The sequence below is a fragment of the Magnetospirillum sp. XM-1 genome (genome assembly GCF_001511835.1).
GTDB lineage: Bacteria > Pseudomonadota > Alphaproteobacteria > Rhodospirillales > Magnetospirillaceae > Phaeospirillum.
This window is the reverse complement of record NZ_LN997848.1, coordinates 2,212,188-2,236,999: the sequence shown is the minus strand read 5'-3', so window position 1 is coordinate 2,236,999 and position 24,812 is coordinate 2,212,188. Positions and strand designations below refer to the sequence as shown.

The 24,812-nt window shown below is 65.1% G+C and carries 29 protein-coding genes and 1 tRNA gene; 13 read left to right on the top strand and 17 right to left on the bottom strand.

Translation table 11 applies throughout. The features are described 5' to 3' along the window. Positions 1-206: 206 nt before the first annotated feature. Positions 207-1,379, bottom strand: a complete 1,173-nt coding sequence (locus XM1_RS10450; RefSeq protein WP_082700442.1) for a site-specific integrase — start codon at positions 1,377-1,379, stop codon at positions 207-209. 2 nt (positions 1,380-1,381) lie between these two features. Beyond that, the gene (locus XM1_RS10445; RefSeq protein WP_068433292.1) at positions 1,382-1,654 is read right to left on the bottom strand and encodes a hypothetical protein; all 273 of its coding nucleotides are present in this window, start codon (positions 1,652-1,654) and stop codon (positions 1,382-1,384) included. Between the two features lie 172 nt (positions 1,655-1,826). On the opposite strand from XM1_RS10445, the gene XM1_RS10440 reads away from it, so the two are divergent. The 10 genes from XM1_RS10440 to XM1_RS10405 all read left to right on the top strand — a co-directional run bounded on the left by XM1_RS10440 (position 1,827) and on the right by XM1_RS10405 (position 10,153). Then, a complete protein-coding gene (locus tag XM1_RS10440) occupies positions 1,827-2,654 on the top strand; it encodes a hypothetical protein (RefSeq protein ID WP_068433291.1) in 828 nt (275 codons plus the stop codon). Positions 2,655-2,665: 11 nt separating this feature from the next. Beyond that, positions 2,666-2,914: a hypothetical protein gene (locus tag XM1_RS10435; protein WP_068433289.1), complete on the top strand. Its 249-nt coding sequence runs from the start codon at positions 2,666-2,668 to the stop codon at positions 2,912-2,914. 19 nt (positions 2,915-2,933) lie between these two features. After that, positions 2,934-3,563: a hypothetical protein gene (locus tag XM1_RS23935; protein WP_156428693.1), complete on the top strand. Its 630-nt coding sequence runs from the start codon at positions 2,934-2,936 to the stop codon at positions 3,561-3,563. Positions 3,564-3,582: 19 nt separating this feature from the next. Next, complete coding sequence (locus XM1_RS10430; RefSeq protein WP_156428692.1) at positions 3,583-4,443, top strand: hypothetical protein; 861 nt, start codon at positions 3,583-3,585, stop codon at positions 4,441-4,443. Continuing rightward, entirely contained in the window at positions 4,433-4,729 is a 297-nt protein-coding gene (locus tag XM1_RS23185) for a hypothetical protein (RefSeq protein WP_082700441.1), read from the top strand. The genes XM1_RS10430 and XM1_RS23185 overlap by 11 nt, the downstream gene beginning before the upstream one ends. Positions 4,730-4,909: 180 nt before the next feature. Next, complete coding sequence (locus XM1_RS10425) at positions 4,910-6,460, top strand: terminase large subunit (RefSeq protein WP_197603112.1); 1,551 nt, start codon at positions 4,910-4,912, stop codon at positions 6,458-6,460. 122 nt (positions 6,461-6,582) lie between these two features. After that, positions 6,583-7,875 (top strand): phage major capsid protein, encoded by a 1,293-nt coding sequence (locus tag XM1_RS10420; protein ID WP_068433283.1) that lies wholly within the window; start codon positions 6,583-6,585, stop codon positions 7,873-7,875. Next, the gene (locus XM1_RS10415; RefSeq protein WP_068433281.1) at positions 7,875-8,402 is read left to right on the top strand and encodes an HK97 family phage prohead protease; all 528 of its coding nucleotides are present in this window, start codon (positions 7,875-7,877) and stop codon (positions 8,400-8,402) included. Before XM1_RS10420 ends, XM1_RS10415 begins: the two co-directional genes overlap by 1 nt. Continuing rightward, a complete protein-coding gene (locus XM1_RS10410; RefSeq protein WP_156428691.1) occupies positions 8,399-9,598 on the top strand; it encodes a phage portal protein in 1,200 nt (399 codons plus the stop codon). The genes XM1_RS10415 and XM1_RS10410 overlap by 4 nt, the downstream gene beginning before the upstream one ends. Before the next feature lie 9 nt (positions 9,599-9,607). Next, positions 9,608-10,153 carry an HK97-gp10 family putative phage morphogenesis protein gene (locus XM1_RS10405; RefSeq protein ID WP_068433277.1) on the top strand — a complete coding sequence of 182 codons (546 nt, stop codon included), beginning with the start codon at positions 9,608-9,610 and terminating at the stop codon, positions 10,151-10,153. Between the two features lie 290 nt (positions 10,154-10,443). On the opposite strand, the gene XM1_RS10400 is transcribed toward XM1_RS10405, so the two are convergent. Continuing rightward, positions 10,444-10,520, bottom strand: a tRNA-Met gene (locus XM1_RS10400). A 43-nt stretch (positions 10,521-10,563) separates the two neighbouring features. Further along, entirely contained in the window at positions 10,564-11,685 is a 1,122-nt protein-coding gene (gene mnmA, locus XM1_RS10395) for a tRNA 2-thiouridine(34) synthase MnmA (RefSeq protein WP_068433276.1), read from the bottom strand. Positions 11,686-11,780: 95 nt separating this feature from the next. Here mnmA and XM1_RS10390 point away from each other — a divergent pair, with 95 nt between their 5' ends. Further along, positions 11,781-12,383, top strand: coding sequence for a methyltransferase domain-containing protein (locus XM1_RS10390; RefSeq protein WP_068433274.1), 603 nt, complete (start codon positions 11,781-11,783; stop codon positions 12,381-12,383). A 106-nt stretch (positions 12,384-12,489) separates the two neighbouring features. Here XM1_RS10390 and XM1_RS10385 read toward each other — a convergent pair whose 3' ends face one another. The 11 genes from XM1_RS10385 to cysE form a co-directional block, all read right to left on the bottom strand. Then, entirely contained in the window at positions 12,490-13,191 is a 702-nt protein-coding gene (locus tag XM1_RS10385; protein ID WP_068433272.1) for a DUF599 domain-containing protein, read from the bottom strand. A gap of 136 nt (positions 13,192-13,327) precedes the next feature. After that, the gene (gene iscX / locus XM1_RS10380) at positions 13,328-13,528 is read right to left on the bottom strand and encodes a Fe-S cluster assembly protein IscX (RefSeq protein WP_172821905.1); all 201 of its coding nucleotides are present in this window, start codon (positions 13,526-13,528) and stop codon (positions 13,328-13,330) included. A gap of 10 nt (positions 13,529-13,538) precedes the next feature. Continuing rightward, the gene (locus XM1_RS10375) at positions 13,539-13,877 is read right to left on the bottom strand and encodes a ferredoxin family 2Fe-2S iron-sulfur cluster binding protein (RefSeq protein ID WP_068433268.1); all 339 of its coding nucleotides are present in this window, start codon (positions 13,875-13,877) and stop codon (positions 13,539-13,541) included. A 16-nt stretch (positions 13,878-13,893) separates the two neighbouring features. Then, on the bottom strand, positions 13,894-15,786 hold the full coding sequence (hscA, locus tag XM1_RS10370; RefSeq protein ID WP_068433267.1) for a Fe-S protein assembly chaperone HscA: 1,893 nt from the start codon (positions 15,784-15,786) through the stop codon (positions 13,894-13,896). Beyond that, a complete protein-coding gene (hscB, locus tag XM1_RS10365; protein ID WP_068433266.1) occupies positions 15,787-16,410 on the bottom strand; it encodes a Fe-S protein assembly co-chaperone HscB in 624 nt (207 codons plus the stop codon). A 53-nt stretch (positions 16,411-16,463) separates the two neighbouring features. Continuing rightward, positions 16,464-16,799 carry an iron-sulfur cluster assembly accessory protein gene (locus XM1_RS10360; RefSeq protein ID WP_040476647.1) on the bottom strand — a complete coding sequence of 112 codons (336 nt, stop codon included), beginning with the start codon at positions 16,797-16,799 and terminating at the stop codon, positions 16,464-16,466. A 38-nt stretch (positions 16,800-16,837) separates the two neighbouring features. Next, positions 16,838-17,218, bottom strand: a complete 381-nt coding sequence (iscU, locus tag XM1_RS10355) for a Fe-S cluster assembly scaffold IscU (protein ID WP_009867410.1) — start codon at positions 17,216-17,218, stop codon at positions 16,838-16,840. 82 nt (positions 17,219-17,300) lie between these two features. Next, complete coding sequence (locus XM1_RS10350) at positions 17,301-18,557, bottom strand: IscS subfamily cysteine desulfurase (protein WP_068433265.1); 1,257 nt, start codon at positions 18,555-18,557, stop codon at positions 17,301-17,303. Positions 18,558-18,641: 84 nt separating this feature from the next. Then, entirely contained in the window at positions 18,642-19,775 is a 1,134-nt protein-coding gene (locus tag XM1_RS10345; RefSeq protein WP_068433263.1) for a cysteine desulfurase family protein, read from the bottom strand. A gap of 25 nt (positions 19,776-19,800) precedes the next feature. Continuing rightward, positions 19,801-20,256 (bottom strand): Rrf2 family transcriptional regulator, encoded by a 456-nt coding sequence (locus XM1_RS10340; protein ID WP_068433258.1) that lies wholly within the window; start codon positions 20,254-20,256, stop codon positions 19,801-19,803. Continuing rightward, positions 20,253-21,044 carry a serine O-acetyltransferase gene (cysE, locus tag XM1_RS10335; protein WP_068433256.1) on the bottom strand — a complete coding sequence of 264 codons (792 nt, stop codon included), beginning with the start codon at positions 21,042-21,044 and terminating at the stop codon, positions 20,253-20,255. Before cysE ends, XM1_RS10340 begins: the two co-directional genes overlap by 4 nt. Before the next feature lie 210 nt (positions 21,045-21,254). Here cysE and XM1_RS10330 point away from each other — a divergent pair, with 210 nt between their 5' ends. Beyond that, entirely contained in the window at positions 21,255-21,950 is a 696-nt protein-coding gene (locus XM1_RS10330; protein ID WP_068433254.1) for an alpha/beta hydrolase, read from the top strand. 107 nt (positions 21,951-22,057) lie between these two features. Here the strand turns inward: XM1_RS10330 and XM1_RS10325 are convergent, their stop codons facing one another. Then, positions 22,058-22,381 (bottom strand): hypothetical protein, encoded by a 324-nt coding sequence (locus XM1_RS10325; protein WP_068433252.1) that lies wholly within the window; start codon positions 22,379-22,381, stop codon positions 22,058-22,060. Between the two features lie 13 nt (positions 22,382-22,394). Beyond that, positions 22,395-23,462 carry an anhydro-N-acetylmuramic acid kinase gene (locus XM1_RS10320; protein ID WP_068433250.1) on the bottom strand — a complete coding sequence of 356 codons (1,068 nt, stop codon included), beginning with the start codon at positions 23,460-23,462 and terminating at the stop codon, positions 22,395-22,397. Between the two features lie 77 nt (positions 23,463-23,539). Here XM1_RS10320 and tyrS point away from each other — a divergent pair, with 77 nt between their 5' ends. Further along, the gene (gene tyrS / locus XM1_RS10315; protein WP_068433249.1) at positions 23,540-24,787 is read left to right on the top strand and encodes a tyrosine--tRNA ligase; all 1,248 of its coding nucleotides are present in this window, start codon (positions 23,540-23,542) and stop codon (positions 24,785-24,787) included. The last annotated feature ends 25 nt before the right edge of the window (positions 24,788-24,812 follow it).

Below are 24,812 nucleotides of genomic sequence, written 5' to 3'. Positions count from 1 at the left end.
GCCTCACGTGTGGTGTAGCGAACCGGGCCTTGCGCGGCCCCGGCAAAAACAGAACGCCCGGCAAGTCGGTGACCTGCCGGGCGTTTCTCTGACTGTCTCGATGGTAGCGGGAGAGGGACTTGAACCCCCGACCCCAGGATTATGATGCCGTTTGGGGTCGTTTGTTTTCAATGGCTTATGGTCGGAATGTACCCTTTGAGTACCCATCAGCCGATTATGCTGCGCTCGGCTCCCCTGGCGATGGCCTGGGCTCCGACAGGGTCGTCCCACAGATGCCCATACCGATCCATGGTGAATTGAATGCTGGCATGCCCGGCCCAGGTCGATACCTGTTTCGGGCTGGCCCCCTGTTCAATCCATAGACTGACGGCGACGTGCCGCAGGGCATGAAGGGCGAAGTGCGGCCGGTGATAGTCGTCCTCCCCTTCCCGCTTCTCGACATCGGCCAGGCCGGCGGCCACCATGAGCGGAACCCAGGTCCGATGGTAAATGTTGGCGTAGCTCTCGACCGTCCCTGCGCCGGTGGGGAAGATCAGGCCGAGCTCGTTCTTGGGGACGGCCAGCACCCACCGCTTTAGCGCGACCACGGCCGCCGGCGGCAACGTGACGCTGCGTCGGGATTTCTTCGACTTCACCGTGCCGATCTTCTGCCAGTTGTCGGCCCGCTGCGACACCCGAACCTTGCTTTCGGAGAGAAGCAGATCGCGCCGCGGCAGCCCGCGCAGTTCCGAGGCGCGAAGACCGCCGAACATCAACAGCGCCACCATGGCGGTTGCACGCCCGGTGCTGTCGAATTTGGCCGCCGCTTCCCATAGGGCTTTGAGCGCCGCTTTGGGCGGTATCTCGACGCCCTCGTCTTCCCGCTCGCCGCTGGTACGGATCGACACCGCGGTGCCCGGATTGCTGGCGATCCAGCCGGCGCCCTGGGCATGTTTGAGGATCAGCCGGAACATGGCGAAGACCCGCGTCGCCATGGCGTCGGAAACGCTGGCCTCGAGCGCACGGCCATAGGTGACACAATCGGGGCCGGTCAATCGAGACAGCTTGAGCGCGGCCACGGCGTATGGCTCGAGGTGCCATTTGACCTGGCGCCGGTACGCCTCGAGCGAAGACCGCTCGCGCTTGCCCGACTGCACCAGATCGGCAAAGTCGGCCAGGAAAGCCTTGGCGGCGTCCAGCACCGTGATCGAAGCCTTGTCGGGGACATGCAGCCCGGTGGCAAGCTGGCCTTCGACCAAGACCCGCTCGGCCTCGGCGTCGGCCTTCCTGGCGAACTGCTTCATGTGGCGCTGGCCGTCCCGGTCATAGTAGCTCAACCGCCAAGCGGTTCTCGCCTCCCCTGCCCCGGTCGTCCATGTCCGCTTGGTGACTTTGGCCATGGTCACGCCCTCCGGTTGGCGTGGGCCCGGTCGGCCAGTCCCCGAAGGTCTTGAACCTTCATGTAGAGCTCGCCCAGCACCCAAGCCAGGCCCTCGGTGGGGCCGAAGCTCGCGCCGCGGCCGGATTGCTTCTGGTGGGCGCGGACATTGGCGAGGATGGTTTCGGTCATCGCATGCACGGCTTCAAAGGCGCATTCAATGTCGGTGACGGTGTAGCCCAACTCAGTGGCAAAGTCGGCGCTGACGGTGGTATCATTCGACTCGAACTTCTTCATGGTATCGCATCCTTGTTTGAGGTTCCCGGCCGGTATGGGGTTGCCGCCCCGTACCGGCCATTTTCGTCCCGGAAACCTCCGGAACACTCAAATAACTGTACGCCGCGATTTGAACGCTTGCAAGCCAAATCTCTTTGTGCTGTTATTAGGCATCCTGAGAGTGAGGTTTGATATGCTGGACCGTGCAAGGGTCTTAAACTGGTGGATCGGAAGGCTTACCGACGCAGAGCTCGCCGAATACGCCGGCATGACGCTTCGGAACGCCCAAATCGTTCTCAACGTCCCGGTGTTGAAGCAGGAGATAATCGGCGGTGGTCGGGGAAGCCGAGCCACCCGCCGCGTTCCGCAGCGAGTGCGCGCGGCAATGGCCTCGGTTCAAGCCCTGCACGACGCCGGCATGACCTTGGAGCTTGCTGCGAAGATCGTCGGAACATTCGGGACGCTTCTTGACGCGATCAATCGAACGTTGGATTTCGACCCGTACCCGGCGCTGGCTGTCCAACTGGCCGACTTGGCGCCCGATGACGGATTCATATCCGTTGACTTGGTTCCGCCGCACATTGCGCGCCACTGTTTCGTCACCGATGACCAGCCCGACACAGGGAACGCATTGGAGCCGAGCCGGGAAACCGGCGAATACGACCCGCTGGGTCTGCTCGCCCCCGATAGTCGCGGCGATGAAGGGTTGCCGTGGGACGTTCACCTCGAGATCATCGACGGTCGTTGGGCCTTCTTCCGGCGGTCAGTTCCGCCCGGAACGACAATTCTCGCCAGCGCGTTGAAAGGCATCGCCTTCGATACCAAGGCACTCAAATACGAATTTCGGTATCTCGGCGCTATATCCGAGGACCGGAAAGAGGTTTTCGTCTGCGACGATGACGACATCGTGCAGCGCGCCGAGCACCACAGGGACCATTTCGAGTCCCGCCTTGTGGTCAATCTTTCCCTCGCTGCACGGCGAATGAAACGGAGAGCCTTGGGCATCCCCACCCCCCGCTAGGAGCTACGAACATGATGGATCAAGCAGCGCACCGCGAGGTGCGAACAGTCGAACTTTGCCCGGAATTGGCCGACGACATCCTCCGCGGTGCCGATCAGATCGCGGCCTATTTGTTCGGCGATGTCCGCCATCGCCGCAAGGTCTACCACCTGGCCGAGAACACCAAGTTTCCGATGTTCCGGCTCGGCTCGATCCTCTGCGCCCGCAAGTCCACCTTGCGGCAATGGATCGAGGACCAAGAGAAGGCGGCACGGCGCTGACCCGAAGGGAACTATGGCCATGACGCCCGATTTCAAGCCACCAAAGCGGCCCGAGGAGTGCGGCAAGCCTGTCGGCGATCTGCTGTATCGCTGGCTGTTCTTCGCCTGGCTGTCGCGTGATCCGAGCTTGCGTCGATCCGACCTCGCTGTCGCATTCGCCATGCTGGACAATTGGTGGGAGAACAGGGGCAAGCCCGGAAACATCGAGGGCGCCGTCCGCTTCCTGGCGGCCAAAGCCGATCTGGCGCCCCGTATTGTCGCCGAGTCCATTAATCGGCTGGTAGACCGCGGCTATTTCGTCCGGACAAAAGAGAGCAAGGGCTGTTCGGCGGCCTGGTATCGAATCGGAGCGTTACCCCCGGGTGATACGCAAATCGAAATTGCGTCACCCCCGGGTGATACACAAGCGTTACCCCCGGGTGATACGCAAATCGAAATTGCGTCACCCCCGGGTGATACAAGAACCACTAAGAGGGTTCCTCGTAGCTCCAGCGGAGAGGAACCCAACTTAGTGGGAACGCCTTCGGCCGTAGGGGTCGGGTCTAAAGACCCTCCCCCCGTCCGGCGTTCCCCTAAAAGCCAAAACAAGACAGCCAAGCCCGCCAGGCCCGCCGACATGTTTGACGGAGTGCCCGGCTATGACGACTGACCACGATGGAGTCCACGCCATGACTGCCAACACCAAGCCGAAGCCTGAGAAGGCCACCACGGTTACGACGAAGATGCCGACCATGTTGGAGCCGCCAAAGAATGAGTTCAACGATTTCCCGGAGCTCATAGACCTTATACAACGCAAGCTGACCAAGCACGATTGGAAGGTCAATGCCGAGGATGTCTATCCCGAAGACCTACAGCCCATAATAGATTGGGTTCGTCGGTGGGAAGAAATCACCGATTGCGAGGCCGAATATGAGGGCCGGCGTGCATACGCTGAAAACCGAGTAGGCAAGCTCGTCGATGTTTTGCCCACGCCCAAGGTGGTTCGTGGCGTATTCGTGGCCGAGGCTGGCAGGGTGTTGGCTCGATATTCTGCCGACATTCTCAGGAAGATTTACGACGACGTTATCGATAGCGAAGTCCGACTTCCGACCATAGCCGAATTGCGGAAGCGAGCCGAGGCCGAGGCCGAGCATCGCCGGGTAATTGGCTGGGCGGCGAGGCGCGCGCTTCCTATCTCGACGAAATGTGAAAATGAGCGGCAGGCACATGAAGCGCATGTGGAGGCCATACTTGCGGATGCCAGAAAGCATCTCGGCGACAAGACCCCAGATGTGTGGGAGTTTGAAGGCGCCGCGTATTTTACCGGCAGGGCTGTAGCGGCGCACGATAGGTTTATCAAATTACGGAGCTGGTTCTGGCCAGCCGTAGAGCGGCGCCTTGCTGCCGGCTGCGCCCATACTGCCGAATGGGTCCGTCTCATGTATAACGAGCACAGGGCCGATTCGAAACTCACGCCCGTCATCGCTGCCGAACTGATGCTCAAGGTGTTCCCGTACATCAAGTCGGAGCGCCCCGCGAATGCCGAATGATCCCTTCTACAAGACGAAGGCATGGCGGGAACTGCGGGCGCAGCGGTTGGCGATCGACAACCACCGATGCACGGTGCCTGGATGCAACAGGGGCGCTGTCGTGGTCGATCATCTGGTGCCGCACTCGCTCTCGCTTGCCGATCTGCGCTCGCTCTGCCGTGAGCACGACAACCAGGTGAAGGAAGACCAGCACGGCCGACGGCGCCGCGGTGGCCAGTTCGTCGTGCATGGATGCGATGCCGACGGCAACCCAATCGACCCCAACCACTGGTGGAAGCGGCCATGAAGATGCACGGAAAAATCTCTAACAGTCGGGCCAAGGGACCGGGCGGGGGGTCGAGCATTCAGTTAGTTTCACTCATGGGGGAGGCTTGACATGGGCTTGCGTGGACCTGGCGCCCGGCCGAAGCCGAAGACAACCGCCCCCGCCACCCGGAAAAAGCGGCCGGCATGGAAGAAGCCGGGCTTGAGCCGTGCCGATCGCATGATCGCCTTCATCGAAGGGCTCAAGATCAGTTCGGGGATGCACGCCGGCCGCAATTTCCTGCTTCGCCCGTGGCAACGGGAGATCATCGCCAAGATTTATGCCACCGATGCCGACGGGCACCGCCCCGTGCGCACGGCGCTGCTGACCATGGCCCGGAAACAGGGCAAGTCTGCACTGGCCGCGGCCCTGGCCCTCGCCCATCTGGTCGGCCCCGAATCGGTGCAGCGTGGCCAGGTGTTCAGCGCCGCATCTGACCGCCACCAGGCCGGCCTGATCTTTCGTGAGCTTGTCGCCTTCATCGAGGCCGACCCCGAATTGATCGCCAGGTGCAACGTCATCCGGCACAACAAGAGCATCGAGGACATGGAAACCGGCAGCATTTACGAGGCGCTGTCGTCCGACGCCCACCGCGCCCATGGCCTGTCTGGCAATTTCGTCATCGCCGACGAGCTCGCGCAGTGGCAGGCCGGTGGCCGCGAACTGTACCAGGCGCTCGACACCGGCCAGGGCGCCCACGACGAACCCTTGATGGTGGTCATCTCGACCAAGAGCGCCGACACCAACAGCGTCATGTCCGAGCTTGTCCAGTATGGCCGCGAGGTGAACGCCGGCACCATCGTCGATCCCCACTTCGCCGCCTTCATCTACGAGGTTCCCGAGGCCATAGACGACGTGCGGCGCCTGCTGACCGACGAAAGCCTGTGGGCACTGGCCAACCCCGCCTTGGGGGACTTCCGGTCGCTTGCTGACCTCCGCAAGGCCGCCAAGATGGCATTGCGCCTCCCGGCCCAGGTGCCGGGGTTCCGCTGCTACTTCCTCAACCAAGAAGTCGATGCGACAGCCGAGCCGATCTTTCCCCGCGATCTGTGGGACGCTTGCGCCGGCCAGGTCGATCGGTCGGAGCTTTACGGCAAACGGTGCTGGGGCGGGCTGGATATGTCGTCGGCCGGCGACATGTCGGCGTTTGTCCTGTTCTTCCCCGACACCGGCGCCGTCATTGCCCGCTATTGGCTCCCCGGAGACGGCCTGGCCGACCGTGTCATGCGGGATAGGGCACCCTACGACGTATGGCGCGACAATGGCGTCCTTGACGCTCCGCCGGGCCGTGCGGTGGATAAGCGATCCATAGCCATGGCGATGGCCGAAGCCGCGGCCGAATTTGACATCGCCGGCATTGCGTATGACCGAGCCCGAATCAAAGACCTGATGAAGCTGCTCGACGACGAGGGCATCGACTTGCCCCTCGTCGATTTCGGCCAGGGGTTCATATCCATGGCCCCGGCGATCGACGCCCTCGAGGAGTGGGTTCTCAAGTGCAAATTGCGCCACGGCAATAATGCCATCCTTCGGTGGAATGTCGCGAATGCGAAAGTCGAGATCGATCCGGCCGGAAACCGGAAGATCACCAAGCGGAAATCGCTCGGTCGCGTCGATGGCCTTGTATCGCTGGCAATGGCAATTGGCTTGTTCACTCGAGAGCCGCCACCGCCGACATATGCCTTCACGGGAATGGTACTGAACGTCTCGTAATAGTCCGTAATCCGACCCTGCCGTCACTTGACTTTGACTTGTGGCGCGCGGAAGGATCAATGCGCTAGCCACGGATTTTCCCGCCGAGAGGCGGCACGTCCCATCGATGGAGTTCAATTCAAATGAAGCTCAAAGACCTCATGGAAACCCGCGCCAAGACCATCACCGCCATGCGCCAGATCGCCGATACCCCGGCCGGCCAGGGCGGTGAACTGTCTGACGAACAGGCCCACCAGTTCGACGAGATGCGCGGCAACCTGGCCCGTATCGAGAAGGAAATCGAACGCGCCGAAATGCTGGACGAAGCCGAGCGCCGTATGCTTGGCCAGACCATCACCGGCACCGGCGACAGCCACCTCGACAACGAGCTCCGCAACTTCTCGCTGATCCGCGCCATCGCCTCCCAGGTTCCCGACCTGGCCGGCAAGGTCGATTGCGGCCGCGAACGTGAGATGTCTGCCGAAATGCAGCGCCGCAGCGGCGTGACCGCCAAGGGCATGATGGTGCCGCTGAACGTGTTCGAACAGCGCGTCACCACCACCACCGCCCCGGTTGGCGGCCCCGGTTCCAATCTGATCGCCACCGACCATCTGGGCGGCCAGTATATCGACCTGTTGCGCGCCAAGCTGGTGATGCGCGGCCTTGGCGCTCGCGTGCTCAATGGCCTGGTCGGCAATGTCGAAATCCCCAAGCTCAAGCAGTCCACCACCTCGGCTTGGATTGCCGAGAATGGCGCCCTGTCGGCCAGCGACCTCGAGCACACCAAGGTGACGATGTCGCCGAAGCATGCCGGTTGCTTGACCGAGTTCAGCCGCAACATGCTGATGCAGTCGTCCCCCGACATCGAGCAGCTTATTCGCGCCGACTTCGCCGCGGTGCTGGCCGAGGCCATTGACCGCGTGGCGATCAAGGGCGGCGGCAGCAATGAGCCCACCGGCATCCTGGGCACCAGCGGCATCGGCAGCGTGGCCATGGGCACCAACGGCGGCGCGATCACCTGGGACAAGGTTATCGACCTGATCGCCGAATTGGAAACCGACAACGTCGAGGGCACCGCCTTCCTGACCAACACCAAGGTTCGGAAGTCTGGCCGCAAGGCTTTGAAGGTGTCCGGTGACGCGGCCGGCGGCTTCATCTGGACCGAGCCGGGCAGCCTGGCCGGCTACAATGCGGCCATCACCAATCTGGTGCCCAGCGACGGCACCAAGGGAACCGGCACCAATCTGTCGAGCATGATTTTCGGCAACTTCTCCGATCTGCTGATCGGCTACTGGTCGGCCTTCGATCTGCTCGTCAATCCCTACGAGGCGACGGCCTATGCCAAGGGCAATGTTCAGGTCCGCGGTATGCTGACCATGGACCTGGCCGTTCGGCACCCGGAATCGTTCGCCGCGATTACCGATCTGGTGACTTGATGAGTGGGGCCAACATTGAGCGGCGCGCGCTCGTCATGGAGATACGCGCCGCCGGCCGCCGCCTGGAAGGTTACGCAGCCACGTTTGGGACCGAGGCCAGGATCGCCGACTTTACGGAGGTGATCCAGCCGGGGGCCTTTCATGGCTCGCTCTCCCCCACCCGCGACGTGCTGGCGCTGGTCGATCACGACCCGAGCAAGGTGTTGGCCCGCACTCGTTCCGGCACGCTCCGCTTGTCGGAAGACCCGCGGGGCCTGTCGTTCTCTCTGGACCTCCCCGACACCCAGGCCGGCCGCGATGTGCTGGCCCTGGCCGAGCGGGGCGACCTGGGCGGGATGTCCTTTGGCTTCACGGTCCCCCAGGACGGGGAGCGGTGGCAAGGGAACCGGCGCGAACTGCGCAGCGTGCTATTGCACGAAATCAGCGTTGTGTCGGCCTGGCCGGCGTACAGCGGCACCAGCGTGCAAGCCCGTTTCGCCACTCCCAGACTGGCCCATGCAATCCGCTTTTTGGAGACATGCCGATGATCGGGCGCCTTATCTCCCGCCTCCGCGGATCGCAAGAAACCCGGTCCCGGTATTCCGGCGATGCCTATTCCCATTTCTCTGGCCACGTCAGCGCGTCCGGGCAACGTGTTGACGGTCGGGCGGCCGAGAACCTATCAACGGTTCTCGCCTGCGTTTCGGCGATCAGCACCGCTATCGCCAGCCTGCCAGCATACGTCTATCTCAAGATCGACGGCGGGCGCCAAGAGGACACGGGTCACCCCCTGGCCCGTCTTATCGCCAACGGGGTAAATCCCTGCCAGTCCTGGGCCGATTGGGTCGAATGGACGATGGCCTCGGCCTTGCTGCGCGGAAACGCGCTGTCCGAGGTGATCGTCGACGCATCCGGCGCCGTGGTCGAGCTTCGGCCGATCCCCTGGGATTGGGTGTCCGTCGTGCTGCTGCCCACCGGCCGCCTGGCCTATGACGTGGTCGAAGTGGCTGGGATGTATGGTGCCACTGGCCGCGTCCGCCGGCTGCTGTCGTCCGAGGTGCTGCACCTCAAGGACCGCAGCGACGACGGCAAGCTGGGCCGCTCGCGCATCTCTCGAGCCGCCGAAACCGTCGGCGGTGCCCTTGCCGTTCAAGACTTTTCCGGCAGCTTGTACCGGAATGGATTGAGCCCGAGCGGCGCTTTCCGCTTCCCTGGGCGGCTGGTGCAAGAGCAGATGGACAACATCCGCGAATCGCTCGACCGGCTGTTCCGCGGGCCGCACCTGGCCGGTAAGGCCATGATCCTCGAGAACGGCGCCGAGTGGCAGCCGATCAGCGTGAGCCCCGAGGATGCCGAGTTGCTTTCGTCCCGGCGGTTCTCAACCGAGGAGCTTGCCCGGCTCTATCAGGTTCCGCCCCCCATTGTCGGCATCTGGGACCATTCGAGCTTCACCAATTCGGAAACGGCCGGCCGGTGGTTCGCGCAATTCACGCTTACCCCCTGGATACGGAAATTCGAGGCCGAGTTTGCCCGATCGGTGTTGAGCTCGGCCGGGCGCGAAAGCCACATGATCGAGATGGACCTTTCCGGCTTCCTCCGCGGTGATCCGGCCCAGCGGTGGCAGGGCTATGACGTGGCCCTCCGCAACAAGGTGCTGACCCCGAACGAGGTTCGCCAGGCCGAAGGCTACAACGTCCGCGCCGGTGGCGACACCTGGGACGCGGGCGCCCAGACCATTGCATAGGGGGCGAAGATGGCCAAAGGGTACACCAACGTCGGCAAGCTGCGCCGTTTGCTGCGTCGCCTTCCTGACGATCTTACGGAACATGTGAAAGTGGCGATCAAGGAGGCCGCCGAAGCGGTTTATACCGACGCCGTATCCGCGGTCCCGAAGGATAGCGGGGAGCTTGCCCGCGCAATAAGCCTTTCGACAAGCCCCGACGGCCTCTCAACGCGGGTCGGGTTCTCAAAGAGGCTTTCCCGAACCGAATGGAACGAGGCCGGATGGCGCGCGAAATTCGTTGAATTTGGGACGAAGGGCTACCAGGCGGCCCCGATGGTCATCAGCCGACGAGTGAAGACCGATGTTCCTGGCGAGCGGAAATCCGAAACCCTGGAAGTCATCGGCTACATAAGGAAACGGGCGAATAGCAAGACGACGAGCATCGGTATGCGAGACGTGCCGGCCAGACCCGCCCAACCGTTCCTTGCGCCGGCGTTTGAAAGAAACAGGGAGTGGGCGGGCGCCCGTATCAGGGAGGCGATCCGGGAAGCTATCGCCCGTGCGGCAGCCGGCTAATCAGTTCTTCCCAGTCGGCGGGGCCGCTCCGCACGCCACGGAGCGGGAAAGCCGAATGCGGCGCAAACCTCCGAATTGCCACTGTCCGCACGGTGCGGACACGCCAATTCGCGGAACCACCCGTGAACAACGGGCCGTTTCCATGTACCCACCATGTACCCAGGAAAATATCGGAACCGATAGAAAGTGGCGGAAATGCTGGGATTTGCTCGATTTTTCTGGGAGGCCCCCAGAACGGAATCTGGGCAACGAAAAAGCCCGTAACTCATTGAAGTTACGGGCCTTTTCGATGGTAGCGGGAGAGGGACTTGAACCCCCGACCCCAGGATTATGATTCCCGTGCTCTAACCAGCTGAGCTACCCCGCCATCGCGTCGAGAGCGGTTCGTATAATAGCCTGGAAGGGCCCTGTCAAGACTCTCGCGCACGGCAAATCCAGCCGCCGCCCAGGACCCGTTCCCCCTGGTAGAAAACGCAGGCCTGGCCGGGGGCGACACCCTGCTCGGGCTCGTCGAGAATCACCAGGGCGCAATCGCCGTCCAGGCGGCGCAGCAAGGCCGGGGCGGGCGGGCGGGTGGAGCGGACCTTGACCGCGACGCGCAGTTCCCTCTCGTCGTCGCCCAGCCAGTTGACGCCCTCCACCTGGATCGTCAGGCAATTCAGGTCCTGGCGGCCTCCCACCACCACGCGGGCGGTTTCGGGCTCCAGCGCCACCACGTAGAGCGGCGGGCCGCCGCCCAGGCCCAGGCCCTTGCGCTGGCCGATGGTGTAGTGGATCAGGCCGGGATGGCGGCCCAGCACATTACCCGCGGTGTCGACGATCTCGCCCGGCCGGGCCGCGTCCGGGTGCAGGCGGGTGACCAGGGCGGCGTAGTCGCCGTCGGGCACGAAGCAGATGTCCTGGCTGTCGCGCTTGGCCGCCACCGGCAGGTTGTGGCGCGCCGCGATGGCCCGCGTCTCGTCCTTGCCCGCCATGTCGCCCAACGGAAAGCGCAGGAAGTCCAGTTGGGCCCTGGTGGTGGCGAACAGGAAATAGCTCTGGTCGCGATTGGGGTCGCGCCCGGTCCACATCTCAGGGCCCCGGGGGCCGGAGCGGCGGCGGATGTAATGGCCGGTGGCCAGGGCGTCGGCGCCCAGATCCCTGGCCACGCCCAGCAGGTCGCGGAACTTGACCGTGCGGTTGCACTCGATACAGGGCACCGGCGTGCGCGCCGCCAGATAGGTCTGGGCGAAGCGCTCGATCACGTCCTTGCGGAAGGTCTCCTCGAAATCCAGCACGTAATGGGGAATCCCCAGCGCGTCGGCCACGGCGCGGGCGTCATGGATGTCCTTGCCGGCGCAGCAGGTGTTGGGACGGCAGGCGCCGGGCTCTATGCCGCTGGCGGCCAGGTCGTAGAGCTGCAGCGTGACGCCCACCACGTCGTAGCCCTGCTCCTTCAGCAAGGCCGCCGTCGCCGACGAATCCACGCCGCCCGACATGGCGACCACCACGCGGGTGGCCGAAGCGGGCTTGTCGATGTCCAGAGTGTTCATGCCCCTGTTGTAGAAGATGGGCGGGGCGCGTTGCAACGGGGCCGTGCTGGCTGTAGAACTGGGCCGTCGGTTTTCCACTCTCTTTCGGATGCGTCATGGCCCCCAAGAAGAAGTCCGCCTCGTCCAGGAAGCTCAACCTCGGCTGCGGCCGCGACGTGCGCGAGGGCTGGATCAACCTGGATGCCATGGCCCTGCCCGGCGTCGACGTGGTCGCCGACCTGTCGAAATGCGCCACCACGCCGCTGCCCTTCGAGGGTTCGAGCATCGACGAGTTCCTGCTGTCCCATCTGCTGGAACACATCCCCGAGCCCCTGCCCCTGATGCAGGAATTGTGGCGCGTCGCCAAGCCCGGCGCCAAGATGCAGATCAGGGTCCCCCACGGCGCCCATGACGACGCCTGGACCGACCCCACCCACGTGAAGCCCTATTTCGCCCGCAGCTTCGGCTATTTCTCCCAGCCCTGGTACTGGCGGGCCGATTACGGCTATCGCGGCGACTGGCAGCCGGAACTGATCACCTATTCCGTCGCCCGCCGGCGCTTCAACGGCATGATGCCGCAGCAGGTCCTGGAGCAGATCGACGCACTTCGCAACGTGGTCAGCGAGATGATTGTCGATCTGGTGGCGGTCAAGCCGCTGCGCCAGCCCAAGAAGGAGCTGATGCAGGCCGCCAACATCAAGATCGCCCTGGTGGAATAGATGGGCTGCCGCCCATGCCCGCTTGGGGCCACGGGCCCCAAACCCCATTCGTGAAATAAAAGGGGGCTCGGGGCATAGCCCCGAATGGGTTTGGGCGATAGCCCAATCAAACCGGCGGCACCGCCGCGTTCAGCGCCTTCAGCGTCTTGGAGCGGAACTCACGGCGGTAAAGCACCGCCACCACGGCCGCCGTGGCGGCGACAAAGGCGCCGGCGTGGAAGAACCAGATCATCATGGCCAGGGCGAAGTAATAGGCCCGCAAACCCCGGTTGAAGCTGTTGGCGGCCAGGGCGTTGAGGCGGGACGCATGCTCGGCGAAGCGGTCCTTGGCCTCGGACGGGGCCGAGGGCTCGGGCGCGGCGCCCAGCAGGATGCAGCAGTAATTGAACTGGCGCAGCGACCAGGTGATCTGGAAGAAGGCGTAGACGAACACGCCGGCCAGCAGCATCACCTTGGCCTCGAAGGCGCCCTGGGCCATGGGCGCCACCAGGGGCAGGTCGCGCACCACCCCGTAGGCCCGCTCGCCCGAACCGATCAGCGCCACCAGACCGCCGAGGATCAGGATGGAGGCCGAGGCGAAGAACGACACGCTGCGCATCAGATTGCCCATCAGGGCGCTGTCGGCGACGCGGGCCTCGCGGTCGCACAGCGCCCGCATCCAGGTGCGGCGGTGTCTGGCCGTGGCGGCCAGCAGCGAGTGGCCACCCAGCGTCAGGCGGTCGGCGATGACGGTATAGCCCACCCACAGTACCAGGAAGGCCGCAAAGGCGGCGGTGTCGATGGGGGGCAGCAGGGCGAAGGGGTTCATTCCCGGTTTCCAATGGCAAGCGTCATGCCCGGATGTGTTCCGGGCATCCACGCCGTTCAGCGAACGCGACGTCTTTCAGGTGGCACCACGCGGATCACCGGGTCAAGTCCGGTGATGGCGACGGATGGGCCGGACGCTAATCCCGCTCGTCGATCCAGGCCATCTGGATGGCCTCGAGGATCTTTTCGTTGGACTTGGCGGGGTCGTCGGCGAAGCCCGGCAACTCGCAGACCCATTTGTGCAGGTCGGTAAAGCGCAGATTGACGTTATCGGCGTCGGGATGCGCTTCTTCCAGGGCGATGGCGATGTCGAGGGTATCGGTCCACTTCATCGCCATGGCCTCCGTCCTACTTCTTGTCCACCTGCATGTTGCGGGTGGCGGCCGGCAGGGTGACGGTCAGGCCGTCCAAATCCTTGCTCATGATGATCTGGCAGCCCAGCCGCGAGGTGGCGGTAAGGCCGAAGGCCAGGTCCAGCATGTCCTCCTCGTCCTCGGTGGCGGGCGACAGCTTGTCGTACCATTCCTTGGCGACGATGACGTGGCAGGTGGAACAGGCCAGCGACCCCTCGCAGGCGCCTTCCAGCTCGATCTTGTTGCGATGGGCCACTTCCAGCACCGACAGCCCCTCGGCGGCGTCGACTTCGTTGCGGGTCCCGTCGGGGGCGATGAACGTCATCTTGGGCATGAGCCGGCTTTCCTATCTATTCGCCGCTAAGGGCGTCGTCGAGCTTTTCCACCGCCATGCCGGCCAGGGCGGCCCGGATGCCACGGTCCATCCGCCGTTCGGCGAAGGTCTTGGTGGCGGCCTCCAGGCCCTCGGACGCGGCCGTCACGGCGTCGCGGTCGCCACCGGCGATGGCGGCATCGACGGCGGCAATAGCGGCATCGATACCCTTTCGCTCGTCATCAGACAAGAGGTCGGCGTCAACTTTCAGCGCCGCCTGCACCGCCAGCACCGAACGCCGCGCCTCCACCGCCGTCTCGGCGAACAGGCGCGACGCCATGTCATCCTTGGCGTTGACCAGGGAATCGCGCAGCATGTTGGCCATTTCGTCCTCGGTCAGACCGTAGGACGGCTTGACCGCCACCTGCTGCTCGATTCCGGTGGTGGCTTCCGAGGCGGTGACGGTCAACAGGCCGTCGGCGTCCACCGTGAAGGTGACGCGGATGCGGGCCGCACCGGCGGCCATGTTGGGAATGCCGCGCAGCACGAAGCGGGCCAGCGAACGGTTCTGGTCCACCATCTCGCGCTCGCCCTGGAGCACGTGGATGGCCATGGCGGTCTGGCCGTCCTGATAGGTGGTGAATTCCTGGGCCATGGCCACCGGGATGGGGGTGTTGCGCGGAATGACCTTTTCTACGATGCCGCCCATGGTCTCGATGCCGAGCGACAGCGGCGTCACGTCCAGCAGCAGGGTGTCCGAGCCGATGGTCAGCGCCTCGGCCTGCAGGGCGGCGCCGACCGCCACCACCTCGTCCGGATTGATGTCGGAGAGCGGCTCGCGGCCGAACAGCTCGCTCACCTTGCGGCGCACCAGCGGCATGCGGGTCGAGCCGCCCACCAGCACCACGCCCTGGACGTCGGCGACCTCGATGCCGGCGTCGGCGATGACGCCCCGGCAGATGGTCATGGTCTTTTCCACCCAGGGAAGGGCCAGGGCCTCCAGCTCGTCACGGGTCATGGCGTGCTTGGACGGCTTGCCGTCCACCTCGATCATCCAGTCGCCGTTGGCCCGGCCCGACAGGCATTCCTTGGCGACGCGGGCGGCGGCCAGGGCCTGCTTGGCCTCGCCCGCCGTGATGGTCTCGGCGCCATGCTCCTTGGCGCGCTCGGCCAGGAAGCGCTCGGCGATGGCGTGATCGATGTCGTCACCGCCCAGCGCGGCGTCGCCACCGGTGGACTTCACCTGGAATACGCCCTTTTCCATGCGCAGGATGGAGATGTCGAAGGTGCCGCCGCCCAAATCGTAGACGGCGTAAAGCCCTTCGGCGGCGTTGTCCAGGCCATAGGCCAGGGCGGCCGCCGTGGGCTCGTTGACCAGGCGCAGCACTTCCAGGCCGGCCAGACGGGCGGCATCCTTGGTGGCCGTGCGCGCCGCGTCGTCGAAATAGGCGGGAACGGTGACCACGGCGCGATCGACGCTCTTGCCCTGGGCCTCCTCGGCGCGGGCTTTGACGGCCTTCAGGATGTCGGCGGAGACCTCCACCGGTGTCAGCGTGCGCCCCGCCACCTTGAGGCGCACCATGCCGCCCTCGGCGGCCACGTCGAGCGTGTAGGGCAGCGTGCCGGCCAGGGTCTTCAGATCCTCGGCGCCGCGGCCCATCAGGCGCTTGACCGAGCTGACCACGTGGTCGGGAGATTCCAGGATCATGCGCCGGGCATCCGAGCCCACGGTGATCTCGCCGTCATCGGCGTAATACACCACCGACGGGATCAGGCCCTTGCCCTCGGCATCGCGCAGAACCTCGGTCTCGCCGTCGCGGGCCAGCGCCACCACCGAATTGGTGGTGCCCAGGTCAATGCCGACCGCCAGGCCGCGCTCGGATTCGTGGGGGGCCGGGCTCTCGCCGGGTTCGTGAAGCTGCAACAGCATTTAGGGAAGCCTCAGGGCACGGGTTTTCTTGGCACGGGCCTCTTCGGCCAGCTTGGCGAGGTATTTCAGGCGGATGGTCAGATGACCCGCCTCTTCCAGATTGTCGGCGTTGATAGCCGCCGAGATGTGGCACTGGCAGGCGATCACCTCGGATTCGGCCTGCATGGCCAGCTTGGCGATCTCGTCGGGCGTGGCGGCCTCGGCCAGGGCTTCGCGCTTTTCCATCTGCTCCATCAGCAACTCGCGGTCGTTGATGGTGCCGCAGGCGGTCAGGTCCACCGGATGGCCCAGATGGTTCAGCAGATAGGCGGCGCGCTTCAACGGATCCTTCAGGGTCTCGTAGGCCTCGTTCAGCGCGGTGGCCTGGGATTGGGACAGCGCCTTCTCCCTGGACGACTTGGCGGCGAAGCGGTCGGGATGCAGACGCTTCTGAAAGCCGAAATACTGGCGCTGCAGGGCGTCCAGATCCAGGTCGAAGGATGGCGGGATGCCGAGACGGGTGAAGTGGTCGATGGTTCCCGGCCCCTGGACGGCGCCGCACACCGAGCAGAACAGGGCGCGCGTCGCCACCGGCCCCTTGCAGGACCAACAGGAAACGATCTGGGCGGCGGCGGGGGCGTTCATCGTCCTCTCCGGTTCCTTCTTCTTCGAGCGATCGATTTCAAACGTGGCCGACTTCAAACGTGGAAAGACTCGCCGCAGCCGCAGCGCCCCTTCTCGTTGGGATTCTTGAAGACGAAGCCCGACTGCATCTTGTCCTCGACGAAGTCCATCTCGGTGCCGAGGATGAACATGGTCGCCTTGGGGTCGATCAGCACGGTGACGCCCTTGTCCTCGAGAATCTCGTCGAACTGCGACTTCTCGTCGGCATATTCAAGCGTATAGGACATGCCCGAGCAGCCCTTGGAGCGCACGCCGATGCGGATGCCCACGCTGGGCTTGCCGCGCTTGGCCAGCAGCGCCTTGACCCGCTCGGCGGCGGCGTCGGTGATGGTCATGGGAGCAGGAGGCATGATCTTCCCCTTCTTCTCGTATACCCGCGTTCCGCCGCTCAGCCCGACTTCTTCTTGTAGTCGGCGATGGCGGCCTTGATAGCATCCTCGGCCAGCACGGAACAATGGATCTTGACCGGCGGCAGGGCCAGTTCCTGGGCGATGTCGGTGTTCTTGATGGAAGCCGCCTCGTCCAGGGTCTTGCCCTTGACCCATTCGGTCACCAGGGAGCTCGACGCGATGGCCGAGCCGCAGCCGAAGGTCTTGAACTTGGCATCCTCGATGATGCCCTCGGCGCTGACCTTGATCTGCAGCTTCATCACGTCGCCGCAGGCGGGCGCGCCCACCAAGCCGGTGCCCACCGCGGAATCGTCCTTGTCCAGGGCACCCACGTTGCGGGGGTGCTCGTAGTGGTCGATAACCTTGTCGCTGTAAGCCATTACCGTTCTCCAACTTTACCATCGGGCCTCAGCCCGGAATCATTCTAAGGCAATTCGGTACCGAATTGCGCAGAAATTTAACTCAGTGCTCGGCCCATTCGATGGACTTGAGGTCGATGCCTTCCAGGTGCATGTCCCACAGGGGGCTCATGGCGCGCAGATGCTCGACCGCCTCGACGATGTGGTCGATGGCGAACTCGATGTCCTCGTCGGTGGTGAAGCGGCCCAGGCCGAAGCGCAAGGACGTGTGGGCCATTTCCACGTCGACGCCGAGCGCGCGGAGCACGTAGGAGGGCTCGAGCGAGGCCGAGGTACAGGCCGAGCCCGACGACACCGCCAGATCCTTGACCCCCATCATCAGCCCCTCGCCCTCGACGAAGGCGAACGAGATGTTCAGGTTGCCGGGGATGCGGTGGTCCAGGTCGCCGTTGACGTAGATTTCCGGCAGACGCTGCTTCAACCCACCCAGCAGGCGGTTGCGCAAGCCCATCAGCCGCTCGGCCTCGGCCCCCATCTCGGCCTTGGCGATGGCGCAGGCCTCGCCCAGGCCGACGCACAAGGGGGTCGGCAGGGTGCCCGAGCGCATGCCGCGCTCCTGGCCGCCGCCGGTGATCAGCGGCACCAGGCGGACGCGGGGGCGGCGGCGGACATACAGCGCGCCGATGCCCTTGGGCCCGTAGATCTTGTGACCCGAGATGCTCATCAGGTCGATGTTCATGGCGTTGACGTCCAGCGGGATCTTGCCTACCGCCTGGGCACAGTCGGTATGAAAGAAGGCACCCTTCTTGCGGCAGATGGCGCCGATCTCGGCCAGGGGCTGGATCACGCCGATCTCGTTGTTGACGGCCATGACCGAGACGATGGCGGTCTTGTCGGTGACGGCGGCCTCCAGTTCGGCCAGATCCACCAGACCGTCGGACTTCACCGGCAGATAGGTCACCGAGAAGCCTTCCTGCTCCAGGTGGCGACAGGTGTCGAGCACGCATTTGTGCTCGGTCACCACGGTGACGATGTGGTTCTTCTTGTCCTTGTAGAAGTGGGCGACGCCCTTGATGGCCAGGTTGTTGGACTCGGTGGCGCCCGAGGTGAAGATCACCTCCTTGGCATCGGCGCCGATGATCTCGGCGATCTGCTCGCGCGCCTTCTCCACCGCCTCCTCGGCTTCCCAGCCGTAGCGGTGGTTGCGCGAATGGGGATTGCCGAACTTCTCGGTGAACCAGGGCAGCATGGCCTCGACCACGCGGGGATCGCAGGGCGTCGTCGCCTGATAGTCCAGGTAGACCGGCGCCCCCGGCGCGCGGGGAAGGCTGGGGCGGGTCGTCTTGCCGAGAGCTGTCATTTGCAAAGATCCCTTACCTTTAGTCGTTTTGCTCAAGACGGCCGTCAGGCCGCCTCCGAAACCTTCAGTCCCCTGCGAGGCGGCTCAGGCCGCCTCGGAAACCTTTAATCCCTTGTGCCGGGCCAGATCGGCCCAGGCGGCAAGGAACGTGTCCACATCTTCCGGCCGGCTCGACCAGCCCAGGCTGACCCGGATGGCCGACCCCTTGAGCCGCTCCTCCAGGCCCATGGCCGCCAGCACGTGGCTGGGAGCGACCTTGCCCGAGGAACAGGCGGCTCCGGCGCTGACCGCGACGCCCGCCAGATCCAGCGCCATCACCTGGGTCCGCCCCTCGACGCCCGGCAGGACCAGGCACGAGGTGTTGGGCAGGCGGGGGGCGCCGGCCCCGATCACCACCGCGTCGGGAACCAGGCGCAGGGCGCCCTCTTCCAGACGGTCACGCAAGACCCGCACACCACATGTGGTGTCGGCTCCGGCCAAATCATCCCCCGCCAATTGGGCGGCGGTCCCTAATCCGACGATCCCCGCCACATTCTCCGTTCCGGCCCTGCGGCGGCGTTCCTGGCCGCCACCCAGCAAGATCGGTGCCAGTATCCGGCCGGATTCGGCGAGAATCAGCGCTCCCACGCCGGCCGGGCCACCCATCTTGTGGGCAGAAAGGGTGAGGATATCCGCCCCCAGCTGTCCGAGGGAAACCTTGATGCGCCCCATGGCCTGGGCGACATCGCAATGAAGCCATGCGCCGCGCGCATGAATGATGCGGGCGGCTTCCGCCACCGGCTGGACGATGCCGGTCTCGTTGTTGGCCAGCATCAGCGACACCAGGGCGGGACGGGTATTGGCGGCCAGCAAGGCGTCCAGGGCAGCCAGATCGATGATGCCGTCGGGGGTGACCGGCACCCGTTCGGCCTCGGCCGCCGAATCGAGAACGGAGGGGTGCTCGATGGACGACACCAGCAGGCGGGAGCGTCCGCTGCCCCGCAGCGCCAGGGCGTTGGCCTCGGTGCCGCCCGAGGTGAAGACGATGCCGGCGGGGTCGGCGTCGACCAGCCCGGCCAATTGCCGCCGGGCCGCCTCGACCTTGGCCCGCGCCGCCCGGCCATAGGCATGAACCGATGACGGGTTGCCGGGCTCGGCCAGCGCCTCGACCATCGCGGCCGCCACCTCGGGGCGCACGGGGGCGCCGGAATTGTAGTCGAGGTAGACGGCCCTGCTCACTTCACCTTGTCCTTTCGCTTGGACCCTATTGCGCGGCGGCGGTGCCGTGGAACATGCCCGAGCTGCCCAGGATGCGCCGCTCGCACACGTCGGCCAGCGAGACCGAGCTGAGATAGAGATAGATCTGGTTGCCCAGCTCTTCCCACAGGTCGTGGGTCAGGCAGCGGCCCTTGTTGTTGTGGCAGCCGGCCGGCGAACCGGGCGAGCACCGCGTGGTCTGGATCGGCTCGTCCACCGCCAGGATAATGTCGGAAATGCGCGTCTGTTGTGGGATTCGCGACAAAAGATAGCCGCCGCCCGGCCCGCGCACGCTTTTCACCAGACCGCCCTTCCTGAGCTTGCCGAACAGCTGCTCGAGATAGGAGAGCGAAATTTCCTGCCGCTCGGCGATGTCGGCCAGAGCCACCGGGCTTCCCTCGGAATGGCTGGCGAGATCGACCATGGCCATCACGGCATAGCGTCCCTTGGTGCTGAGCTTCACGATATGGTCTCCCGTTCCAGATGCCGGCCTGATGTCCCGCTGGCCGGCGTGTTTACCGCTTCGATGTGAATGGACTTTTCGCCCTTTTCAGCCCCATCGGGCTGGGAGAAGCGGGCGCAGGCCTGGGTCGGGTGGCCGTGCAGCTCGGTCTCCAGTTCCTTGACCCGCTCCATCAGGGTCGCAACCTGCGAGCGGACCGAATCGATGGCCCGGACCACCGGATCGGGCATATCCTCGCCCGGCAGGCCGTAGGCGCAGAACTCGCTTTCCTGGCGGCGCATCACCATGCGGGCGGGAATGCCCACCATGGTCACGCCCGGCGGCACGTCGGTCAGCACCACGGCGTTGGCGCCGATGCGCGCTCCCTTACCCACCGTGATGGGGCCCAGCACCTGGGCGCCCGAACCGACGATCACCCCGTCCTCCAGGGTGGGATGGCGCTTGCCCTTGTGCAGCGAGGTGCCGCCGAGCGTCACGCCGTGGTAGAGCGTCACGTCCGCGCCGATCACCGCCGTCTCGCCGATCACCACCCCGGTGCCGTGGTCGATGAAGAAGCGCTCGCCCAGTTGGGCGGCCGGATGAATCTCGATGCCCGTCAGGATCTTCCCCACATGCGAGACGAAGCGCCCCAGCACCCGCAGCCCATGGTGCCAGCACCAGTTGGACAGGCGGTGAAACAGTACCGCGTGCAGGCCGGGATAGCACAGCAGCACCTCCAGCCAGGAATGGGCGGCCGGGTCACGCTTGCGAATGGACGCAATATCTTCTTGAAGGCTCTTGAAAATCATAGCTCGCAATATGTTAATGTACGTCGCGACGGTCGCTTGCGATCGCCAGGGGAATGCCCAGCCGGGCGCTGACATAGCGAAGGTGAATATAGGATGCCCGACAAGGCCGGTCAAGATTGACGGGCTAAAATCCAATTTGTTGTTGTATTTTCCCCGACACTACCACTCAGGTTTGAGCGGGTGCCGGGCAAGGGAGACTGTACGCACGCCATGCCTGAAGTGATTTTCAATGGACCCGACGGCCGCCTGGAAGGCCGTTACCATCACGGCAAGTCGCCAAACGCCCCGCTGGCCCTCCTGCTTCATCCCCATCCGCAGCACGGCGGGACCATGAACAACAAGGTGGTCTACGCGCTGTATCACGCCTTCGTGCGTCGCGGCTTCTCGACGCTGCGCTTCAACTTCCGCGGCGTCGGCCGCAGCCAGGGCAAATTCGACAACGGCCAGGGGGAACTGTCCGACGCGGCCTCGGCGCTGGACTGGATGCAGTCCTTCAACGCCAACGCCTCGGCCTGCTGGGTAGGCGGCTTCTCGTTCGGCGCCTGGATCGGCATGCAGCTGCTGATGCGCCGCCCCGAGATCGACGGCTTCGTCTCGGTGGCGCCGCCGGCCAACGTCTTCGACTTCTCGTTCCTGGCGCCCTGTCCGTCGTCGGGCCTGATCGTCCACGGCACCAACGACGACCTGGTGCCCGAGCCGACCGTGGCCAAGCTGGCGGCCAAGCTGGCCACCCAGCGCAACATCAAGGTCCGCTACCAGACCATCGAGGGGGCCAACCACTTCTTCGGCACCCATCTCGACGCCCTGGACGGCATGGTGGACGCCTATCTGGGCGAATCCATGGTGGCGCGTCCGGCGACCCCGCCGCCCGCGCCCGAGCCGGAACTGGCCGTCGCCCTGTCCTGACATGGAACCCCCCGCGAAAGCGGGGGTTTTTCTTTACCCCATGCGGGCAAGATGCCCGCGCTCCGATGACCGGCCATTCATGGAGCGCGGCCGTCCCGGCCGCATCCCTAATTGATGGCCGCGCAATTGACCTGGGCCAGGCGCTTCCACTGGGCCGGCTTGGCCCCCTTGCCCACCGAGGTCATGTCGATGATGTGGGCCTGGAACACGCGGGCCTGATGGGGACGCACCAGCCGGCACATGGCGGCGCCGTACTGCTCCCACGACAGGGTCTCGTTCTTCACCACCACGTAGAGATTGCCGCGATCGTCGATGGAGGCGTCCAGCACCTTGGGCTGGGCGCGCACGGTGGCGATCGCCGTCGCCTGATCGGCCCAGGCCCCGGCGGCGAAGAGCGGCAGCAGGCACAGGGCGGCAAGGATGGGACGCATGGGAAATCTCCGCTCACGGGGTATGGAGGCGGCCGCCGGTCAGGGCGGCGGGCACGCCGGTGGTCTGGGGATAGGTCAGCGGCATGCCGGCCAGGGAACGCACCGCCAGGAAGGCGAAGGCCTGGGCCTCCAGCGCGTCGCCGTTCCAACCCACCGCCTCCACCGCCTCCACCGGGGCCGACAGGGCGCGGGTCAGCGACTTCATCATCTCGGGATTGCGGCGCCCGCCGCCGGTGACCAGCCAGCGCTTGACCGGCCGGGGAAAGCTGTAGGCGGCCAGGGCCACCGAGGCGGCGGTAAAGGCCGTCAGCGTCGCCGCCCCGTCCTCGGCCGAGGCCCCCTTGACCAGTTCCCAGGCCAGGGCGTGGAATTCGTCGCGGTCCAGCGATTTCGGCGGATGACGGTCGAAATAGGTATGGTGCAGGAAGGCCTCGATCGCATCGCGGTTGACCCGTCCGCCAGCCGCCAGCTGACCGTCCACATCCACCGGCTTGCCGGTATGGGCCAGGGCCCAATCGTCGATCAGGGCGTTGCCCGGCCCGGTGTCGAAGGCCAGCAGCGAGCCGTTTTCGGAAATCCAGGTGACGTTGCCGACGCCGCCCAGGTTGAGCACCGCCAGGGGCATCTCCAGCCCGGAGGCCAGGGCCCGGTGGAAAACCGGCACCAGCGGCGCGCCTTGGCCGCCCGCCGCCACGTCGGCGGAGCGGAAGTCGTTGACCACCCGGATGCCGATCTCGGCGGCCAGAAGGGCGCCGTCGCCGATCTGCCAGGTGCGGCGCTCGGCCGGCGCGTGCAGGATGGTGTGGCCGTGAAAGCCGGCCACCGCCACATCGGCGGCATGGATTTCGTGCTCGGCCAGGAAGTCCCGGACCACCTGGGCGTGGAACAAGGTAAGCTCGCGCTCCACCTCGGCCACCGGGCCGTCGCCGCCCAGCACACCCATCAGGGCCAGACGCTGTTCGGCCCCATAGGGAACGGTGGCGGCCGGCCCCACGCCGGCCACGGTCGCGCCGTCGGTGTCGAGCAGGGCGACATCGACCCCGTCCAGCGAGGTTCCGCTCATCAGCCCCAGCGCCAGCATTGCGTCCCCCCGATTGTGGCGTTCACCCAATTGTGATAAACGAGCGGCCTCTTCCCAGCAAGCCGAACGGGCGCGCCATGACCTCTCTCAAGTCCGATTTCCTGCGTATCGTCACCGAGCGCGGCTACATGCACCAGTGTACCGACCTGGAAGCGCTGGACAAGCGCCTGACCGAGGGGTGCCAGGCTGCCTATATCGGCTTCGACTGCACCGCCACCTCGCTGCATGTGGGCGGACTGATGCAGATCATGCTGCTGCGCTGGTGGCAGAAGACCGGCCACAAGCCCATCGTGCTGATGGGCGGCGGCACCACCCGCATCGGCGACCCGACCGGCAAGGACGAAGCCCGCAAGATGCTGACCGACGCGGTCATCGCCACCAACATGGCGGGCATCAGGACGGTGTTCACCAAGTACCTCAGCTTCGGCGAGGGTGCGACCGACGCCATGATGGTCAACAACGCCGACTGGCTGGACAAGCTGAACTACATCGACTTCCTGCGCGATTACGGCCACCACTTCACCATCAACCGCATGCTGACCTTCGATTCGGTCAAGCTGCGGCTCGAGCGCGAGCAGCCGCTGACCTTCCTCGAATTCAACTACATGCTGCTGCAAGGCTATGACTTCCTCGAACTGTTCCGCCGCAACAAGTGCATCCTGCAGATGGGCGGTTCGGACCAGTGGGGCAATATCATCAACGGCGTAGAGCTGGGCCGCCGCTGCGACCAGGCCGAGCTGTTCGGCCTGACCAGCCCGCTGCTGACCACCAGCTCGGGCGCCAAGATGGGCAAGACCGTCAACGGCGCCGTGTGGCTGAACGACGACATGCTGAGCGCCTGGGAATTCTGGCAGTACTGGCGCAACACCGAGGACGCCGACGTCGGCCGCTTCCTCAAGCTCTACACCGAGCTGCCGCTGTCCGAGATCGCCAAGCTGGAGGCCCTCCAGGGCGCCGAGATCAACGAGGCCAAGAAGATCCTGGCCAACGAGGTGACCCGTCTGTGCCACGGCGAAGCCGCCGCATTGCAGGCCGCCGAGACGGCACGCCAGACCTTCGAGCAGGGCGTGGCCTCGGCCGACCTGCCCACCGTCGAAATCCCGGCCGCAGAACTGGCGGCGGGCATCCCCGCCTTCGCCCTGTTCGTGCGCGCCGGTCTGGCCGCCTCCAACGGCGAGGCCCGTCGCCTCTTGAAGGGCGGCGGCGGCAAGATCAACGATCAGGCGGTGGACGAGGCCCGGCCGGTGGGCAGTGCCGACCTCAAGGACGGCGCCGTCAAGCTGACCGCCGGCAAGAAGCGCCACATCCTGGTGAAGGCCGTCTGAAAAGCGGGCGGGACGCCCGCGCTCC